The organism is Microbacterium sp. NPDC087592 (assembly GCF_044743585.1).
Classification (GTDB): Bacteria; Actinomycetota; Actinomycetes; order Actinomycetales; family Microbacteriaceae; genus Microbacterium.
The window spans coordinates 124,597-143,896 of the sequence record NZ_JBIUWT010000002.1 but is presented as its reverse complement, the minus strand read 5'-3'; the positions used below and the strand labels follow the sequence as shown (position 1 = coordinate 143,896).

The following is a 19,300-nucleotide window of genomic DNA, read 5'->3' as shown; positions in this document are numbered from 1 at the left end:
GGAAGCAGCACCGCCATGACCACGACACCCGCCTCCCGCATCTCCACGCCGGCCGGTCCGGTACCCGCACACGCACCGTCCTGGAACCGGCAACGGCACTCGCAGATGCCCTCGCACCGCTACCGCGACGTGTTCTCGCGAGTGGAAGTTCCCCTGATCGAGCGCGACTGGCCCACGCACCGCCTGACTGCGGCGCCCCTGTGGGTGCCCGTCGACCTGCGCGACGGCAACCAGGCACTCGCCGAACCGATGGACCCCGACCGGAAGCGGCGTTTCTTCGAGCTGATGGTCTCGATGGGCTACAAGGAGATCGAGGTCGGATACCCCTCGGCGTCGCAGACCGATCACGACTTCGTCCGCCTCATCGCCGAGAGCGACATCGCGCCGGACGACGTGACCATCGTCGTCTTCACCCCGGCCCGTCGCGATCTCATCGAGCGCACGGTCGCCTCCATCCGCGGCATCCGCAATCCGGTCGTGGTCCACATGTACACCGCGACGGCTCCGACCTGGCGCGACATGGTCCTCGGCTACGGCGAAACAGATCTGAAGCAGCTCATCCTCGCCGGCGGTCGCGACGTGCTCGAGTTCGCCGGCGATCTGCCGAACGTGCGGTTCGAGTTCTCGCCCGAGGTGTTCAACCTCACCGAGCCCGACTACGTCCTGGACATCTGCGACGCCATGACCGACCTGTGGGATGCGACTCCCGAGCGCCCGGTCATCCTGAACCTGCCGGCGACGGTCGAGGTGGCGACTCCCAACGTGTACGCCGACCAGATCGAGTACATGCACAAGAACCTGGCTCGCCGCGATGCGGTGATCCTCTCGGTGCATCCGCACAACGATCGCGGTACCGGGATCGCCTGCGCAGAGCTGGCCGTGCTCGCCGGAGCTCAGCGGGTGGAAGGCTGCATCTTCGGGAACGGCGAGCGCACCGGCAATGTCGACATCGCGACCCTCGCACTGAACCTGCACGCACAGGGCATCGACCCGATGATCGACTTCTCTGACATCGACGAGATCCGCCGCACTGTCGAGTACAGCAATCGGATCGAGGTGCATGCCCGGCATCCCTACGTGGGCGACCTCGTCCACACGGCGTTCAGCGGGACCCATCAGGATGCGATCAAGAAGGGCTTCGCCGAGCACCGCGCCCGTGCGGCCGCAGAGGGGCGCCCGGAGCACGAGGTCGAGTGGCGGGTTCCCTACCTGCCGATCGATCCCGCCGACATCGGACGCGACTACGACGCGGTGATCCGTGTGAACTCGCAATCCGGCAAGGGCGGCATCGCCTACCTGCTGGAGACCGAGTACGGCGTCGAACTGCCCCGGCGCCTGCAGATCGACTTCGCCCGCCACGTGCAGCGCCACGCGGATGCGACCGGAGCGGAGATCACGGCCGCCGAGCTGTGGGACGTGTTCGGGAGCGCGTACATCCGCCCGGCCGCCGCTGCCGTCGAGCTCATCGCGTACGACATCGCCGAGAGCGCCGGGCGCACCCACACCGCCATCACGCTGCGCATCGACGGACACGCGCACGTCACCGACCACACCGAGGTCGGCCCGGTCGAGGCCCTCACCGCTGCACTCGACGCCCACGGCATCCGCGTCGATGTGGTCAGCCTGCATCAGACGAGCGTCGGCTCCGGCAACGACAGCGACGCACTGACCCTGTTGGAGCACCGCTCGTCGGGCGGCGACCGATGGATGGCCGGCCGAGGGCGCTCGGTGCTGGCGGCCACCCTGTCGGCCGTGATCGCCGCCGCGAACAGCATCCGCACCACCGTGCCGGTGGGTAGCGCCGCCTGATCGGGCTGCCGCGCTCGCGCCACCCCCATCAGTGCACGAGCGCCTTGAGCACGACGAACGCGATCCCGAACGACGCCGTGGCCAGCGCCCCGAGCAGGCGGACGACCTGGGGGCTTCCGCGGCGGAGGAATGCCACGTAGCCGAGGAAGGCGAGGATCACGACTCCCGACCACAGCGCGAGGTCGTTCGCGAGCCCGTCGGGGATCACCCGTGTCGTTCCGGCGAGCAGGATGATCGCCGGAACGGCCGCCGAGGTGAGCATGCCCAGGGAGTGCTTCACCGACGCGACGAACGCCGCCCGCACACCGACGCGCTCACCGCGAGCTCGCTCATCACGGTCGCTGACTCTCGCCACGGTGCCGGCGTAGACATGCGCACCCCAGAACACGAGGACCGTCACGGCTACGGAGATGAGAACCGCGAAGGATGTCTCCCCGTGCGCGGACGACACCGCGACGAGACCGCTGACGAGGATGGTGCCGTAGACGGCGGCCTCCGTCCCGAATCCGGGGCGCAGCACACGGTGCACACGCAGGATCCCGTCGTCCGCAGCAGACCTGTTCGTCGTCATCTCCGTCGCCGCTTCCGCTCGCCGCGCACGGCCCTCGTCGAGTTTCACTCATCTCCCGCCCGGAGTGGGACCTTCACGTCGCCACCGGCCTCCTCGGTGAGCCGCGCGCCCATCTGCACGAACGTCGGCTCGGCGATGAAACCACCGGCGAACAGCGCCTGCCCCTGCACGAACTGCGCGGACCGACGGATGGCCTCCTCCGAGGCGAAGCCGAACACGTCGGCGAGCTCGGCGAGGTCCCGGGGTGCATTGACCCGCATCAGCGCGAGGTTGTCGCACTGCGAGAGGACGTTGGGGTGGATCTTCGTCGGCCGCTGGGTGGAGAGCAGCAACCAGAGCCCGAACTTGCGCCCCTCGGCCGCGATCTGCACCAGCTGCTCCGTGAGGGCTCGCTCGACCGCCGTCTCCGGATTCGGCGAGCACAGGTTGTGCGCCTCATCGATCACGATCAGCAACGGACGGCGCTCCTCGCGCCGGGACCAGAGGTGCTCAAGCACGGCGAGAGCGGCGACCTTCGGCTCCGGCCGGTGCTCGAAGCCACCGAGGTCGAGGACGGTCGCCCGCGGGCGCTGGTCGATCGTGTCCACCACCGACAGGGCACCGCGCGACCACAGTTCCCACTCCAGGACCTCGAGGTTCTCCATCCGGTTCGCGAGTCCGACCAGGGCGGGGTCGTCCGACGCGCGCAGGTCGGGGAGCATGTCGCGCGCGTCGAAGCTCTCGGCCTCCTGCTCGACATGGATCAGGGCGTTGTACTCCTCGGCGTCGGCGATGGGATCCATCCGCAGCACGGCCGCCTTCGATGAGGGCACCAGATCGACGAAGCGCACATGCAGCCGGTCCCCGTCGCCCACCCCTGCGCCCGAACGGAACACCCGGATGTCCGCCGCGGCGATCCGCGACGCATCCGCATCGTTCGCCGTGGCCCTGGTCTCGCGCAACCGGGTGAAGTCGCCGTTCGGATCGAGGATGAGCATCGGCAGCTCGGTCTCCAGCAGCAACTGCTCCAGCAGCACGCCGAGCGCGTACGTCTTGCCGCTCCCGCTCTGACCGACCCAGAAGGTGTGGCGGTTGAAACGCCGCGCGTCGAGTTCGGCTCTTGCCCCGGCATCGCCGAGAACAGTTCCGATCGTGAGGTTCGTCATCGTCGCGGTACGCCCTTTCGTTCACGGTGTCCTGGCGATGATCGATATCATCCTTGATCCCGCGGCTGGGCGCCAGAGTCGGCGGCGTTGCGTCACGGGATCCCGATCGCGAAGCCCGGGGCCCAGGCCACGACCGCGTAGGACACGAACGGAGCGATGGCGAGCAGGATCACCCCGGTGACGACCACGCCCCGCGGTCGGCCGAGGAACGCGGCGAGGAGCATCGTGAGCACGTACAAGGCCACGACGATCACCGTCATCACCAGCGCGCTGCCTTCGCGGTGCTCGAGGAAGCAATTGCTCGTCGCCGGGTAGACCGCGGCGCACACGACGGGGCCCACCGGCACGGCCACGAGCCAGATGAGCGCGACCGTCCCCGCTGCCAACAGGGTGGCCGTCAACAGCAGCCCCCAGAGGACCGGTGGTCGGCGCGTCGATCGCTGCGCGCGCCCCTGCACGGAGGATGCGGTTTCGGTCATGCCACCAGAGTACGGATGCAGCGACAGGATCGGCATCCTGGCCCTGTGGGAAGCGCCCTCGGCTCGGGTGTGCTCTCCGACCCTGCCGAGGGCTCGATCCATCGGCCTGGTGCCGCTCGACCTGGAGAGCCCTTTCGCATACGAACGTTCCGATCACCCGGGCGAGCTCCTGACCGGGCACACCGACTTCCGCTCTCACCCGATGACCTTGCCGGGGTTGAGGATTCCGGCGGGGTCGAGCGCGGCCTTGATCGCTCGATGCATGTCGAGGACGGCGGGAGCGAGCTCTGACACCAACCCCTCGCGCTTGAGCAGACCCACGCCGTGCTCGCCGGTGACAGTGCCTCCGAGCGCGAGGGCGGCGTCGATGATCTCCGTGAACGCCTTCTCCGCGCGAGCGCGCGCCTCGTCGTCACCGGCCGGAACGACGAGGAGCGGATGCAGGTTGCCGTCGCCCGCATGCGCGATGTTGGCGATGAGCACGTCATTCGCGAGTCCGATGGCCTCGATGCGTCCGAGCATCTCCGCAACGGCGGCTTTCGGGACGCACACGTCTTCGGTCAGGACGGGACCGAGGCGTTCCAAGGCCGGATAGGCCAGTCGTCGGGCGGCGAAGAGCGCCTCCCCCTCGGCCTCGTCCGTGCTCCGGTCGGCCCACGTGGCACCGCCGTGCTCGAAGGCGGCCAACAGTGCGGCGGCCTCTTCCTCCCCTGCGGCGCCCGGGGTGTCCACACGCCCGAGCAGCACGACCGCGGCGTCGGCCGAGAGCCCCATGTTCTTCCAGTCGTCGACCGCGCGCAGACAGTTCCGGTCGATCAGCTCCAGCGCCGACGGCGTGAGCCCGGCAGCCGCGACCTCGCGCACCGCCTCCCCCGCGTCGGTGAGCGAGTCGAAGAACCCGGCGATCGTCTGCTCGGGCGGGCGAGCCGGCCGCAGTCGCACCGTGATCTCGGTGACGATACCGAGCGTCCCCTCGGATCCGACCAGAAGACCGGTCAGGTCGTATCCCGCGACGCCCTTCGCGGTGCGGCGTCCCAGACGCACGAGCTCTCCCGTCCCGGTCACGACCTGCATCCCGAGCACGTAGTCCCGGGTGACGCCGTACTTCACGCAGCAGACCCCGCCGGCATTCGTCGCGACGTTGCCGCCGATGGTCGACCAGGGCGAGCTCGCCGGATCCGGTGGATACCAGAGGCCGTTCTGGGCGACGCGGGCGCGGAGGTCGTCGTTCACCACCCCGGGCTGCACGACGGCGAGGCGCTCGAGCTCGTCCACCTCGAGCACGGCGTTCATCCGCTCCAGGGAGATCACGACGCAGCCGGGGAGCGCGTTGGCACCGCCGGAGAGCCCGGTGCCCGCCCCACGGGCGACGACCGCGGTGTCATGGCGCAGGCATGCCCGGACCACCGCCTGCACCTCCTCGGGGGTGCGCGGTCGCACGAGGCAGGCGGGCTGCGACCACTCCGCCCACTCGGCGTCGTCGTGCGCGTAGCTCTCGAGCACATCCGGGTCCGTCGTCAGACGGTCGGCGGGAAGAGCCGCGGAGAGATCGGCGAGGAGCGCGGACTCACTCACGGGCATCGTCGCCGTGGATCGACCCCGAGCGCGTGTGGCAGGTCTTGAGGTAGCTCAGGAACGAGGCCTGCAGCCCGGTGAGGTGGGTCTCGTGCAGCATGGCCCTCGAGACGTCCCCCGCGCGTCCCCTCGCATGCAGTTCTTCGACGACGGTGAGCAGGTTGCGCCCGATCTCCCGGTAGATGGGAATCTCTCCGAACAGCTCGGCTTCGTTCAGCGTGACGTGCAGCCGCCGAGCGGAGGAGGCGGGATCGTGGTTCGAAAGCGCGGCGATCAGCGGGAACACCTGGCTGTCCGTGGCCGCGACACCCGGGCTGCCGGCGCCGAACGTCGCGAACGGAGACGTCGCCTGCAACCAGGCGTACAGGGCGAAGAGACCTCCGTAGGAGTAGCCGAAGAGCCCATGACCGGTCTCGCTCACACGGAACTTCGACTGCAGGAGGGGGTGGAGCTCCTCCGTCAGGAATTCGAGGAAGACGTCGGCGTGGGTGTCGGCCAGCTGGGCGAGGTAGGCGTCGACGTGCTCCGGGGTCATCGCCCCGGAGTCGCGGGCGGCCGTGAGTGTCCTCCGCATCTCGTCGCCCACGGGTTCTCCCGGCGGCACGAGGTCGCGGTTGCGAAGCTGAGCCCACTGCGCGGCCTCGTCACCGGCATAGCCGACGCTGATCTGGATGTAGGGGGCGATCGTGAGGTAGGGGTCCGCCTGGGTGACGATGAGCGGGGCCGTGAGCCCGACCGCCCAGTTGCCGTCCGTCACGTAGATCAGCGGCAGGGGCTCGGCGGATTCCGCATAGCCCGGGGGCGTCGTCACCCAGACCGCGTAGCGATGTCCCGACCGTGCCGTGACCTCGAGGTACTCCGTGTCGGCCAAGCAGCCGTTCAGCATCGCGCTCACTGGGTGTCTCCCTTCATGATGCGGCCGGCCTTCACGACGAAGACGGCCATGTCCGGATCCGCGAAGACGCGGGCATCGTCGAGCGGGTTCCGCTCCCACGCGACCATGTCGGCCGCCATGCCCACGCGGAGCATCCCGACGGTGTCTCCGATGCCGAGGATGTCGGCATTGACGCGGGTGGCCGAGACGAGCGCCTGCATGGGCGACTCCAGCTCGGCGCGCAGTCGCAGCTCCTCGCCTCTGCGGTATTGCTCGGGTCCGAGGAGGTCGGAGCCGAGGCCGATCCGCACGCCCGCTGCGCGGGAGATCTCGAGCGCGTTCGCCATGCGTCGACGAGCGCCGGCCAGGCGGTCGCGTGTCGATGGGTCCACGTCGAGGCTCCCGGGGTCCATGATCTGATCGACCACCGCGAAGGTGGGGACGAGCGCCACGTCGCGCTCCCGCATGAGCTGCGCGGTCGGCTCATCGATGTCCGTTCCGTGCTCCACACAGCGCACGCCCGCCCGCACCGCATTGCGGATGCCGGCATTGTTGTGCGCATGCACGGTCACGTAGGTGCCGCGCGCTGCGGCCTCCTCGACGGCGACCGCGATCTCCGCCACCGTGAACTGCGTGTCTTCGAGGCGGTCGTGGCCGCCGACGACACCACCCGTGACGCACAGTTTCAGGAACGTCGCCCCGCGCCGGAACGACTCCCGCACATTGCGCCGCAGCTCGTCGGCGTTACCCGACATGAGGGACAGGGCCGTGAGCCCGGGGATGTGGTGCGTCTCCCACAGCTCGGTCGGCTCCCACGCCGCCCCGTAGTAGCCATGTCCGCCGGTCTGACACTGCACGGGGCCGCACGACAGCACCCGCGGACCACGGACCTTGCCCTTCGCGATGACGTCGACCACTCCCCCGTCGATGCCTCCGGTGTCGCGCACGGTGGTGAATCCCGCGTCGAGGGTGCGGCTCGCGGTGTGGAAGATGTCGGCGGCGATCTCCGCGGCCGAGAGCTGGAAGCCGAACTGCGCGCGGATCGGGCTCGAGAGTCCGAAGTGCACATGGGCGTCGATCAGGCCGGGCGTCAGCAGCATGCCGTCGAGGTCCACGGTGGTCGCGCTCGCCGGAGCCGATCCGATCCGGGTGATCACGCCGTCTTCCACGCAGACGTCCGCGGGCGAAGGCTCGGCGCCGGACCCGTCGGCGATGATCCCGCCTGCGAACCAGATCTCGGTCATGACGCCTCTTCCGAGAACGACTGCGTCCTCAACAGTGGTGAATTGGTTGTGCGCTAACGTACTCAACAGTGGTGAAGAAGTCAACGGAGGCAACATGCGAGCACCGGTGGGCGAAGGAAGGGCACGGCTCCTGGAGGCGCTGTTCGACGAGTTCGGCGAGAACGGCCCCAGCCCGAACCTGTCGATGCGGCAGGTGGCGGAGCGCCTCGGCGTGCACCACACGCTGCTGACCTACCACTTCGGTTCGCGGCCGGGTCTGCTCAGCGCTGTGCTCTCCGAAGCACGCCGCCGCGACAATCTCATGATCGCGGCGACGAGCGAGGGCCTCGGATTCATCGATCTGTTCCGGGCGATCTGGGACTTCTATTCGAGCCCAGCACAGGAGGAGCGGACCCGTGCGTTCTTCCACCTGATCGGCCTGGCCGTCTATGAGCGCGGCGCCTACGACGAGTTCGTGGCCGATCTCGACGATCTGACGCGTCTCCTCGAAGCAGCTGCCCGCCGCGACGGATTCACGGCGACGGATGCCGCGCAGTCGAGCCTCGTCGCCGTCGCCGGCATGCGCGGACTCCTGCTGCAGCGACTGCTCAGCCCCTCGGCGGAGGTGGATGCCGCCGCAGACCGTTTCATCGCATCGTTCACGAAGGAGTCGACGACATGACCCAGGGCTACTCTCACATCGTCATCGGTGCCGGAGCCATCGGATCCGCGGCCGCCTATTGGCTGGCGCAGGCCGGCGCAGAGCGCGTTCTCGTGCTGGAGCAGTTCGAGCTCGGCCATGCCTTCGGCTCCTCCGGTGACCATTCTCGGATCATCCGCCGCGCCTACCATCGCGAGGACTACACCCGGCTCACGGATGCGATGTTCGCCGCCTGGGCCCAGGTCGAGGAGCGTTCTGGTCTGCAGGTCTACACGAAGACCGGAGGGATCGACCTCGCGGCCGCGGGCAGCCCCGGCGCGGCGGAGATCGACGGGTACCGCCGGGCGATGGATGCCGCAGGCATCCGCTACGACGAACTGACGATCGACGACATCCGCACGCAGTACCCGCAGTGGAACGTGAGCGACGACACGATCGGGATTCATCAGGCAGAGGGCGGCATCCTCGACATCCGCCGGTCAGTGTCCGCTCATGTGTCGCTCGCCCGGGCCGCCGGGGTCGAGTTCCGCTCGGGGGTGGTCGTGACCGGTGTGCGGGTCACCGCCGAAGGGGTCACGGTGACGACTTCGGAGGGCTCGTTCGACGCTGGCCACCTCGTCGTCGCCGCCGGTTCGTGGCTGGGCGACCTCATGCCTGACCTCGGCCTCTCCTTCGAACTCACGCTGAGCCAGGAGCAGGTCGGGTACTTCTCCTCATCGAACCTCGCGGAGTTCACTCCGGACAGGTTCCCCATCTGGATCCACCACGCCGACGAGGTGCACTACGGGTTCCCCGTCTACGGCGAAGCGGCGATCAAGATCGCCCGGGACATGCGCGGGCGCTTCATCTCGTCGTCGGAGCGCACGTTCGTCCCCGACGACACGGAGCCGCTGCTGCTCCACGACTTCCTCCGGGAGCACCTTCCGGCCGCCGCCGGCCCGCTCCTGATGAGCAAGACCTGCGTGTACGACATGCCCGCCGACAGGGACTTCGTGCTCGACACCATCCCCGGCCATCCCCATGTCGCGGTGTTCAACGGCGCCGGCCACGCGGGCAAGTTCGCGAGCCTGATGGGGCGGATCCTCGCCGAGCTGCTGACCGTCGGCCGCACCGAGCACGACATCTCCGCGTTCAGCCTGCGGCGCCCGGCGATCGTCGACCCCGACTTCGTGCCCGTCTTCCGGCTGGGACCAGGGTGACGGGACGGCGGGCGCGTCAGCCTCATCCAGCAGTGCTGTCCCGCACCCCTGAGCGGAGGATGAGACCTCGGAGAAATGCGGCTGTGTCCTCCCAACCTGCAACGGCTTTGCAGGGGACGCCCATCGCGAGCACCGGATAGTCGTTCCCGTCGACGTCCAGACGGTCGCCGACGAAGAGCATGTCGTCGAGCGGGATGCCTGTCTGCTCGACGAGCCGCTTCATCCCGTAGGCCTTGTCGATACCGCGCTCGGTGATGTCGACCGAGGTCGAGCCACCCGACCGCACCTCCAGCTCCGGGAGGCGAGCGGCGACGGCGGCGCGCAGCGCATTCTTCTTCGTTCCGGTCGGGTCCCACGCGGACTTGGCACCGACGGGAGCGTGCTGGCCCAGCGCGGAGAATGTGACTTGCGACCCTCGGTCTTCGACGATCTCGCCCCAGGGCCTGGTCTCCCACAGGCCGAGTCGCCGCGCCTCCTCCTCCACGACAGCCATTGCCTCGGCTCGGGCGTCTGCGGCGAGGCTGCGGGCGTACACGGTCTCGACGCCGGCGAGTCCGATTCGGTAGTACTGGGTTCCGCAGGCAGGAAGCAGGTGAAAGCTGGAGAGAGTCGCGGCATCCGCCTCGGGCAGTCGATCCACGACTTGAACGAGAAACTGCTCGAGGCTTCCTCCCGAGATGATGGCGACGTCGATGCGGCCGGCGAGCGCACACAGCAGCCTTCCCATCACGGGGTGGATAGCGCTCTTCGACGGCGCGAGCGTGTCGTCGAGATCGAACGCGATCAGACGGGGAGCGCCGTCGTTCATTCGTTCCCTTCCGGGAGGGTCTCCGACGGCATCGGCACCTTCGCCGTGCTTCCCCGCACCACGAACTCGACCGCGGGCAAGTCGATCGGCGCGTGCTCCCGCTCTTCGATCAGCGCCACCAGTGTGCGGGCGCAGGCATTGCCCCACCGGAAGACGTCTTGTCGCACCGTGGTCAGCGGCGGTGTGATGTACGGCGCCAGCGGGATGTCGTCGAATCCCACCACCGAGAGGTCCTGCGGCACACGCAGACCCCGGTCGATCGCTGCCGAGATTCCCGCAATCGCCATGATGTCGTTGGCGTAGATGATCGCCGTCGGCGCTTCCGTCTGGTCCAGCAGCTCGTGGGTGGCTCGTGCTCCCGATCCTCCGGTGAAGTCCCCCTGCGCCACACCACCCGGCTCGAGCCCGAGCCGTCGCATCTCCGATTCCCAGGCTTCACGGCGCACGCGCGAGTGCACGTACCTGTCACCCCCGGCGACATGGGCGATGCGCTGGTGACCGAGCGCATGCAGATGACGGACGGCGCGCCGGACGCCGGCCGCGTCGTCCAATCCGATGGGAGCACTCCCCTCACCCTCGGGCGATCCGAGGACGACGTAGGGCACACCCAACGCGGCGAGCGCGCTCGGCCGCTCGTCGTCGACACGAAGGTCGGTGATGAACACTCCGTCGACGCGCGCTTCTCGCGCGAACCGCGAGTATGCCTCCTTCTCGGCGTCCTGTCCGTCTACGACCTGAAGCACCAGGGCATATCCGACCGTCGAGAGGTGGCTTTCCACACCGGCGACGAACTGAGCGAAGAACGGATCGGTGCTGACCAGTTCAGGGTCACGGAGGATCACGAGCCCCAGAGCCTGTGCGCGGCTCCGCGACAGGGCACGCGCTCGCGCATCCGGACGCCACTCGAGTTCACGGGCCGCCTGGAGGATGCGCTCCTTCGTCTCCTCACCCACACCTGGCCGACCGTTGAACGCGAACGACACCGCGCTCTTGGAAACGCCGGCCCGAGCTGCGACGTCATCGATCGTCACTTTGCGGTCGCGCGGAGCCGCCGCCGCGATGGAGTCTCTCGCACCCGTACCACTATCCGGCGCTTCGGAGGGGGTCGCTGTCATGCTCGAATCGTATCCCACGTTTAGCCGGATTTAGTCACTCTGAGATCTCCAATATGGCCTGTGTCGCGCCGAATCCCGCCGCCATGATCCGGGCGACCCCACCAGTTGACCAGATTGACCAAAACCGGTTTACTAAGAGAGTTGTCAACGCCGGGACCCGTCCGAGATCGATGCACGGGCACTCGGCGGACGGTCGTATCAGTGAGGAACACACGCCATGGGCAGTGACGCACCAGCGCAGGAATCGAACGTCGGGGTCCGCCGACGCGGCAGCACGCTGCGTCGCTGGCTCGGCGAGAATCCGCTCGGCCTGCTGTTGAGCGCCCCCTACATGCTCTTCGTCATCGTGGTGTTCCTGATCCCCTTCGGCTTCGGCATCTGGATGTCGGTGCACGACTTCTACTTCACCGCCCCTGGGGTGGAGGTGCCCCACCCCTTCGTGGGCTTCGAGAACTTCGCGACGGTCCTCGGCGACCCCGTTGTGCATCAGGCGTTCGGCAACCTCCTGATCTTCCTCGTGATCAACGTGCCACTCACCGTCGTCCTCGGACTGCTGCTCTCGTCCGGGCTCGACGCCGTCGTGCACTGGAAGGGCTTCTTCCGCATCTCGTACTACGTTCCGTACGTGACGGCATCCGTCGCGACGCTCGCGGTCTGGATCTTCCTCTTCAACGGCAACGGCGTCGTGAACTCGATGCTCGGATCGCTCGCGCCCGACCCCTCGTGGCTCGCGAACCCTGCCCTGATCATGCCGCTCATCGCGGTGTACGTCACGTGGAAGAACCTCGGTTTCTACATCCTGCTCTACCTCGCCGCCCTGCAGAACGTGCCGAAGGAGCTGCACGAGGCCGCGCAGCTCGACGGGGCAGGACACTGGCAGCGCTTCCGCTCGGTCACGCTCCCCGCCGTGCGCCCCGTGACCTCCCTCGTCGTGCTGCTGTCGATCATCACCACCGGCCAGATCTTCACCGAGCCGTACCTGCTTACCGGCGGCGGGCCGAACGGCGCATCCATGACCCCGGCGCTGCTCATGTACCAGCAGGGGATCCAGCAGGGCAAGCCCGACATCGCCGCCGCGATCGGGATGATCCTCGTCATCGCGGTGATGATCGTCTCGCTCGTCTCGCGCCGCATCACGGAAGGCAGGACCCGATGACCGCCACGACCACCCGGGCGACGCGCCACGGCCGCAGCGGCCGGGTGATCTCCGCCCTGAGGTTCGCCCTGCTCCTCGTCGGAGCCCTCGCCGCCCTCGTGCCGTTCTACTACATGGTGATCGGCGCCCTCCAGCGCAAACGCGACACCAGCCTCCTCGGCCTTCTCCCGCTGCCGCAGAACCTCACCTTCGACAACTTCGTCGAGATCAACGAATCGGTGAACCTGTTCGGCTCGCTGCTGAACTCGCTCATCTTCACCGCCGGCGTGGTCGGCTGCACGCTCGTGTTCGGGCTGCTCGTCGGCTATGCGCTCGCGGTGCTGTCGTTCCGAGGACGCGGGCTCGTGTTCGCGCTCGTGCTGCTCGTGCAGGCGATCCCGTTCCAGTTGCTTATGATCCCGCTGTACGTCATGGTCGTGCGCTACTTCGGCCTGGCCGACAACTTCATCGGGATGATCCTGCCGTTCGCGATCAACTCGGTCGCCGTGCTGATCTTCCGCCAGTACTTCCTGCAGATCCCCCGCGACGTGTTCGACGCCGCACGCATCGACGGAGCCAGCGAACTGCGCATCCTGCTCCTCATCGCGGTTCCGCTCGTGCGCCCGGCCGTGCTCACGGCGATGCTCGTGACGTTCATCGGTCCGTGGAACGAGTTCCTGTGGCCGTTCCTCGTCACCAAGGATGCGACGAAGCAGACGCTCGCCGTCAGCCTCGCGAACTTCTCGCAGACGAACGGGTCGTTCCTCGAGAACCCGATGGGAGCCGTCCTCGCGGGCGCGTGCGTGCTCGCCGTGCCGGTGGTCGTGCTGTTCCTGATGTTCCAGCGACACTTCACGTCCGCGAACCTCGGCTCCGCCATCAAGGGCTGAGCCGTCGACCCCGAAACACCCCGAAAGCAAGGCAATGACCCCATTCCCCTCCTCCGCTCCGACGACTGCGATCCCCTACGCCCTGACGCGACTGGGCACGATCATGACCGCCGACCCCGCCGACCCGCTCGAGGCCGAGGGCGTCCTCAACCCCGGCACCGCCTGGGGGCCGGACGACGAGCTCTACCTCTACCCACGGGTCGTCGCAGAGGGCAACGTCTCACGAATCGCGCGAGCCCGCGTCATCATCGAGGACGGCGTGCCGACGGGTGTCGAGCGCCTCGGCCTCGTGCTCTCCCCCGACGAGCAGTGGGAGCACGGCCACCAGAACGCCGGAGTCGAAGACCCGCGCATCACCTTCCTGGAACCGCTCGGTCTGCACGTCATGACGTACATCGCCTACGGACCGCTGGGGCCACGACCGGCGCTCGCGTACTCGCGCGACACCGTCACGTGGCACCGTCTCGGCCCGATCCAGTTCGCCTATCAGCCCGAACTCGCGACCGACCTGAACCTGTTCGCCAACAAGGACATCGTCTTCTTCCCCGAGCCGGTGCCCGGTCCTGACGGGAAGCCGCGCATCGCCGTGCTGCACCGCCCGATGTGGGATCTCGACTGGCTGCGACCCGGCGAGGGGGCACGACCCCCGGCAGGCATCGACGAAGTACGTCCCTCGATCTGGATCGGCTACATCGACCTCGACGAGGCGACGGCAGACATCACGGCCCTGACGCGCCTGCACGACTCGGCGATGCTCGTCGGGCCCGAGATGGCCTACGAGAGCGCGAAGATCGGCGCCGGACCCTCGCCGCTGCGCGTGCCGGAAGGCTGGCTGCTGCTGCACCACGGCGTCTCCGGCGCCACTCCGAAGGGCTTCGAGCTGGCCTACGGCTCGCGCTACTCGGCCGGTGCGATCCTGCTCGACGCGGAGGACCCTCGCCGCGTGCTCGCCCGCTCGGCGGAGCCCCTGCTCGCACCCGAGACCGCGGAGGAGCTGCGGGGAACCCTCGGAAACGTCGTGTTCCCCACTGCGGTCGAGGAGATCGGAGGACGGACCTTCGTCTTCTACGGCATGGCCGACTCGTCGATCGGTGTCGCGGAGCTCACCCGCCTCTGATCCGCAGCGTTCGAAGGGCCGTCTCCTGATCGGGGAGGCGGCCCTTCCGCATGCGTGGTCCGAACAAGGGCCTGGCGTTCGCGCGAGGGCACCGACGAAGGGCCGCCTCCCTCGGGAGACGGCCCCTTCGTCCGTGCCGCGGTTCAGTCGCGGGGCTGCCGTCGCGCCTTCATCGCTACAGCGCCCGAGAGCAGCAGCAGCAGCGCCATGGCGAGCGTCCACGGCAGCCAGGCGAGGTCGCCTCCGGTGGCGGGGAGCGCGCCGGATTCGTCGGTTCCGCCGTCGCCCGGCCCGCCCGGCGCACCCGGGCCGGCGGCGGCGATGATCCGCACCGGGGTCGAGGCGATGTCCGCCCCGTCGAGCATCACGACGAGCGTGTGCGCGCCGGCCTCGACATCTTCGGGCACGACTCCGCGGAAGGCGAAGCTGCCGTCCGTCTCGGCGGTCACGGTCCCGAGATCGGCCGGAGTGGAACGCAGCTGAACGGTGTACTCGATCCCCGGCTCGAATCCGACGCCGCTGACGTGGATGCGTCCGCCGACCTTCGGCGAGCCTTCGACCGTCACGCTCGGGGTCACCACCTCGGGATCGACCACGACGGCGATCGCGGCGGAGGGCACGGACCACCCGCCCGCGTTCTGCGCCCGCACCGTCACGGCGTACTCGCCGGCGGCGAGCCCGATGACGGCTGCCGTGAGCACGGCTCCTTCGGCCTGCACGACACGGTCGCCCACGGCGACCTCGTACGCGATGATGGGCGATCCGCCCACGCTCTCGGGCGCCGTCCACTGCACGTTCACCCGGTTGCCGGAAGCGGTCGCGACGACATCGCGCGGCGCGCTCGGAGCGGCATCGAGTCGGACGAGCCCGGCGAGTGCCGCCGCGAGAGCGTCGGCCGCCGCATCCACCTGACCCTGCGGTGACCCGGGCGCGGCGAGCACGTCCTTGGCCGCCTCGAGCGCGGGGAGCAGCGGCTTCCAGCTGGCCGACGTGTAGGCCGTGCTGTCGAGGGTGTTCGCCGCGTCGACCTGCGCCTGCAGCCGACCCGTGTCGGCGACCACGGTCACCGTGCACCAGGCGATCTCGCTGCCGCCCTGGTGGCGGATGCCGACGGTCGTGCGCCCGGGGTCGTGGGTCGCGAGGTCGACCTCGACCCTGCCGTCTGCCGAGACACGGGCATCGCCCTTCACGGTAGCGACGGAGTCGTCCATCACCACCGCCGTGAACGTGTCGGCGGGGTTCACCGGCGACACCGTCGCGGCGACGACGGCCGCACCGTCGCGCCCGGCCGAGACCGGTCCCGCGCACTCGAAGGTGTACCCGCCGTACAGCTCGAGCTCCCAGATGTTGAGTCCGTACTGAGTCGCCGGCATGCCGGACAGGCGCACGTAACGCACGTCGGTCGCCGCGAAGTCGTGCTGGTGGATGAGCGTCGGCTGCGCCGCCTGGACGCGGGCCAGGGGTACCCAGGTCGTGCCGTCGACCGAGCCCTCGATGCGATAGTCGTTGGATGTGCCGGCTTCCCAGGCGACCACGGCGCGCGAGACCGACCGCACGCTCTCCAGGTCGACCTGAAGCCAGTGCTCGGCGGCCGCTCGCGCCGACGACCACTTGGTCGAGCGGGAGCCGTCGGTCGCCTTAGGCCCGGTGATCGTGGCGTTGTTCTGGTGGACACTGTCGGCCGTCGTCGGGCGGCCGAGCGCGAGGTTGGCGTTGGCCACCGGAACGGCGGGGGCCTCGGCGACCAGCCGATCGGAGAAGATCTCGAACTCCCACAGCGAGGGTCCGTAGTCCAGAGCACGCGTGACGGTCTGCATGCGCACGAAACGGGCGCTCTGGTCGTTCAGCGTGATCACATCGACACCGCCGTCGCTCCCGGCTGAAGGGGTGACGTAGGCGTCGCGCCAGTTCCTGCCGTCGTCGGACAGCTGGATCCGGTACGCCTTGGCATACGCCGCCTCCCACGAGAGCCGCACCGTCGACACCGGCTTCGATTCGCCGAGATCGACCTGCGCCCAGGCGCTGTTGGCGTTGTTGCCGCGCCAGCGCGTGGACGGATCGCCGTCGGCGAGGGCGTGGACGAGGTTGTATCCCGCGTAGCCCGAGGCCCGCGTCGCACTGTCGATCGAGAGATTGACGCTCGACGCCACCGACAGCTCGCGGATGCCGTAGCCCTCCCCCTCGCCGTCGAGCAGAAGCACGCGCACGTGCTCCGCCGGGGTCGGGTCGAGCGGGATCTCGTCGACCCCGCCGTCGCCGTCGGTGACGTGGGCTCGGTCGGTCCAGTCGACGCCGTTCTGCGACGTCTGCACGACGAAGTCGCCGGCGGGAGCATCCGCCCAGTCGATGGTCGCCTTCGTGACCCACGCTCCGCGGGGCAGCGTGACGGCCGCCCACTGCGTGCCGTCGCCGGCCGATCGCCACGCGGTGTCCCGGTCGTCATCCCCGAGCGCGGCGGCGGACGAGCCGTCTGCCGTGCTGCTCGCCGAGAACGCAGAGGTCGCCGGGAGTGGGCCCGCGGCGAGCGCGGAAGTGACGGTCCTGCCCATGTTCTCGCCCGACCCGAGCGCGAACCTCGCGTGCTGGTCCTGGCCGCCGCCGGTGAGGGAGACCCCGACGGACAGCCCGGGGCGGTCGGGGTTGGAGAGGCTGACGACGGGGGTCTCGCCGCGCTCGTCCAGCAGCACGATGCTGGGCTGGTCGACGGTCAGTGCGCGACCGCCGCCGAGGTCGAGCGTCCCGGCGGCGTAGAACGTCGCCATGGTGATCCCTGCCGCGTCGTGCCGCACCGCCTGCACCGAGGTGTCGTTGCGGAGCGTGCGCATGGCGGGCTCGTCGGCGAAGGCGGCGACCTCGGCGGGGGTGGCCGCCGGCAGCACCGTGTAGTCGTACGTGCCGGCGGTCGGCTTGGTCCCATGATCGACGTACAGCGTGAAAGCGTCGCGGCTGACGGCTCCCTGCCCCTCCCAGCTGCCGGACTGGGCCCGGTTCGAGACCCTCACGTCCTGGCCGTCTGCGAAGACGTATCCGACCTCGTCGTTGTAGGCCCACCGGGCGCCCCCGACGCTCTGGTCGTCTGCATCGCCCGCGACGGGCTTGCCGCCGACGGTCGCGTTCTCCTTGGCGGATGTCTGATTGATCGTCGTGTGCACGGCCGCGCCACTCGTCGAGGCGATGCCGGCGCCGAGCGCGACCATGCCCTCGTCGAATGTGAAGTAGCTCTTCCGCGCGCCGGTGCCCGCGGCGTCGAGGGTGAGCACGCTCGCGCCGAACTCCCCGTCGGACGTGCCGCCGGTGAAGCTCGCGGCGTCTCCGTTGCGCCCACGGTTCTCGAATCCGCGTTCCGTGCGCTTCTCGTCAGGTGCGGTCACTCCGGGGTAGTGCCACCAGTCGAACGTGGGACCCAGATCGAGGTACTCGCGGTTGTTGACCTGGATGGCGGTCGAGCCCATCGCGTTCCAGAAGACAGGGTTGCCGAGATCGTCACGGTAGGACGTGCGCAGCTCGGCGCCGAACGTGCGAGACGAGTTGAGACGGGTGAAGATGCCGTAGTCGTCGCGCTGGTGAGATGCGAACTCCGAGCGCCAGAAGTACTTCGCGCCGGTGACGCCGTTCGTCTCGGTCTTACCGAGCACCCCGTCGAGCACGGCCTGGTAGGCGGTCGAGTAGAGGGCGTCCGTGCGCACCATGCGCTGCAGCGGCTCGATGAACTCGGAGGCGTGGCTGGTGATGTCGCCCACGGTCTTCGGCGGTCGGTAGTTGAGGTAGAGCATGCCGATCTCTCCGCGGATGAGCCAGCGGGTTCCCTCGATGAAGTAGAAGGCGATCGAGTCCAGCTGCGCGCGCGTGAACGCGAGTCCGGTGCCGCGTGCGACGTCCGACCACAGGGCCGCGTAGGTGAACAGCACCATCCCGTAGCCCTCGCTATACAGCTGCGCGCCGTGGGCCCAGAAGCTGGCGTCCGGCTGGACCGCCTCTTTCACGGTGCCGGAGTGGTCGACCGCGATGGTGGCGACGATCGTCGCGAACCCCTCCTTCACCTTGGCGATGTCGCCGGTGGAGAGGGCCTCGAAGATGTAGTTCGACGTGCGCCACGAGCCGTTCGCCCCGACCGGGTCGAGCTTGCCGGTGTTGTGCGCGAGGCTGACGCGGAAGGCGTCTTCACTGAGCTCGGAGCCGAGGAACATCGAGATGCGTCCCATCGCGATCGACTCGCCGATCTCGGTCTCCCACCAGTTGGTGTTGCCGGGGTTCACCCGGTCCCAGTGCAGCAGCGCCCGCTGCACCGCGTCGACCAGCCGCTTGTCACCGTGGCCTGCGGCCTTCGGGTCCTTGTACGCCTGCGTCATCGCGAGCATCCGGTAGAGCGCCGTGTACGCCGACCAGACGCTGCCGTTCGCCGAGCTCGTGCGATCGGCGTAGTTCACGTCGGCCCACGACCCGTCTTCCTGCTGCGACGCGACGTAGTCCAGCGCCTCCGAGGTCTTGGCGAGGTAGATGCCGTTGGCGATGATGATGTCGTCGCCCTGCCCGAGGTAGTACTCCTCGAGGCGGTCGATGACCGTCGCGACATCGTCTTCGGGAGCGGCGGATGCCGGCACCGTGGTGAGCGCGGACGAGCCGATGACGAGGGCGACGGTGAAGGCGATGAACGCGGTGATGCGTCTCATGGCTGGGCTCCTTTGCCGGTGTGCCGAAG

General features: G+C 68.8%; 15 protein-coding genes. 6 read left to right on the top strand and 9 right to left on the bottom strand.

The genetic code is table 11. The features are described 5' to 3' along the window. The first annotated feature begins 15 nt into the window (after positions 1 to 15). Positions 16 to 1,809: a 2-isopropylmalate synthase gene (locus ACIOTO_RS13640; RefSeq protein WP_400858293.1), complete on the top strand. Its 1,794-nt coding sequence runs from the start codon at positions 16 to 18 to the stop codon at positions 1,807 to 1,809. 28 nt (positions 1,810 to 1,837) lie between these two features. Here ACIOTO_RS13640 and ACIOTO_RS13635 read toward each other — a convergent pair whose 3' ends face one another. The 6 genes from ACIOTO_RS13635 to ACIOTO_RS13610 all read right to left on the bottom strand — a co-directional run bounded on the left by ACIOTO_RS13635 (position 1,838) and on the right by ACIOTO_RS13610 (position 7,697). Beyond that, positions 1,838 to 2,380 (bottom strand): hypothetical protein, encoded by a 543-nt coding sequence (locus ACIOTO_RS13635; RefSeq protein WP_262001176.1) that lies wholly within the window; start codon positions 2,378 to 2,380, stop codon positions 1,838 to 1,840. A 44-nt stretch (positions 2,381 to 2,424) separates the two neighbouring features. After that, a complete protein-coding gene (locus ACIOTO_RS13630; protein WP_262001177.1) occupies positions 2,425 to 3,525 on the bottom strand; it encodes an ATP-binding protein in 1,101 nt (366 codons plus the stop codon). A 92-nt stretch (positions 3,526 to 3,617) separates the two neighbouring features. After that, the gene (locus ACIOTO_RS13625; protein WP_262001178.1) at positions 3,618 to 4,004 is read right to left on the bottom strand and encodes a hypothetical protein; all 387 of its coding nucleotides are present in this window, start codon (positions 4,002 to 4,004) and stop codon (positions 3,618 to 3,620) included. A 195-nt stretch (positions 4,005 to 4,199) separates the two neighbouring features. Next, positions 4,200 to 5,579: an FAD-binding oxidoreductase gene (locus ACIOTO_RS13620; protein WP_400858292.1), complete on the bottom strand. Its 1,380-nt coding sequence runs from the start codon at positions 5,577 to 5,579 to the stop codon at positions 4,200 to 4,202. After that, positions 5,572 to 6,465: an alpha/beta hydrolase gene (locus ACIOTO_RS13615; RefSeq protein ID WP_400858588.1), complete on the bottom strand. Its 894-nt coding sequence runs from the start codon at positions 6,463 to 6,465 to the stop codon at positions 5,572 to 5,574. Before ACIOTO_RS13615 ends, ACIOTO_RS13620 begins: the two co-directional genes overlap by 8 nt. 5 nt (positions 6,466 to 6,470) lie before the next feature. Further along, on the bottom strand, positions 6,471 to 7,697 hold the full coding sequence (locus ACIOTO_RS13610; protein WP_400858291.1) for an amidohydrolase family protein: 1,227 nt from the start codon (positions 7,695 to 7,697) through the stop codon (positions 6,471 to 6,473). A 94-nt stretch (positions 7,698 to 7,791) separates the two neighbouring features. Between ACIOTO_RS13610 and ACIOTO_RS13605 the strand changes: the two genes are divergently transcribed. After that, on the top strand, positions 7,792 to 8,358 hold the full coding sequence (locus tag ACIOTO_RS13605; protein WP_029261516.1) for a TetR/AcrR family transcriptional regulator: 567 nt from the start codon (positions 7,792 to 7,794) through the stop codon (positions 8,356 to 8,358). Continuing rightward, positions 8,355 to 9,536 (top strand): N-methyl-L-tryptophan oxidase, encoded by a 1,182-nt coding sequence (gene solA, locus ACIOTO_RS13600; protein ID WP_400858290.1) that lies wholly within the window; start codon positions 8,355 to 8,357, stop codon positions 9,534 to 9,536. Before ACIOTO_RS13605 ends, solA begins: the two co-directional genes overlap by 4 nt. A gap of 22 nt (positions 9,537 to 9,558) precedes the next feature. On the opposite strand, the gene ACIOTO_RS13595 is transcribed toward solA, so the two are convergent. Further along, positions 9,559 to 10,344: an HAD-IIB family hydrolase gene (locus tag ACIOTO_RS13595; protein WP_036303254.1), complete on the bottom strand. Its 786-nt coding sequence runs from the start codon at positions 10,342 to 10,344 to the stop codon at positions 9,559 to 9,561. Beyond that, the gene (locus ACIOTO_RS13590) at positions 10,341 to 11,459 is read right to left on the bottom strand and encodes a LacI family DNA-binding transcriptional regulator (protein ID WP_105710225.1); all 1,119 of its coding nucleotides are present in this window, start codon (positions 11,457 to 11,459) and stop codon (positions 10,341 to 10,343) included. The genes ACIOTO_RS13595 and ACIOTO_RS13590 overlap by 4 nt, the downstream gene beginning before the upstream one ends. Before the next feature lie 217 nt (positions 11,460 to 11,676). Between ACIOTO_RS13590 and ACIOTO_RS13585 the strand changes: the two genes are divergently transcribed. From ACIOTO_RS13585 to ACIOTO_RS13575, 3 genes are read left to right on the top strand one after another with little or no spacing between them, the layout of a single operon-like run. Beyond that, entirely contained in the window at positions 11,677 to 12,615 is a 939-nt protein-coding gene (locus ACIOTO_RS13585) for a carbohydrate ABC transporter permease (protein WP_400858289.1), read from the top strand. Next, a complete protein-coding gene (locus ACIOTO_RS13580) occupies positions 12,612 to 13,484 on the top strand; it encodes a carbohydrate ABC transporter permease (RefSeq protein ID WP_400858288.1) in 873 nt (290 codons plus the stop codon). Before ACIOTO_RS13585 ends, ACIOTO_RS13580 begins: the two co-directional genes overlap by 4 nt. Before the next feature lie 34 nt (positions 13,485 to 13,518). Then, positions 13,519 to 14,601, top strand: a complete 1,083-nt coding sequence (locus tag ACIOTO_RS13575; protein WP_105710228.1) for a glycosidase — start codon at positions 13,519 to 13,521, stop codon at positions 14,599 to 14,601. A 143-nt stretch (positions 14,602 to 14,744) separates the two neighbouring features. Here ACIOTO_RS13575 and ACIOTO_RS13570 read toward each other — a convergent pair whose 3' ends face one another. Continuing rightward, a complete protein-coding gene (locus tag ACIOTO_RS13570) occupies positions 14,745 to 19,271 on the bottom strand; it encodes a polysaccharide lyase family 8 super-sandwich domain-containing protein (RefSeq protein ID WP_400858287.1) in 4,527 nt (1,508 codons plus the stop codon). Positions 19,272 to 19,300 lie beyond the last annotated feature (29 nt).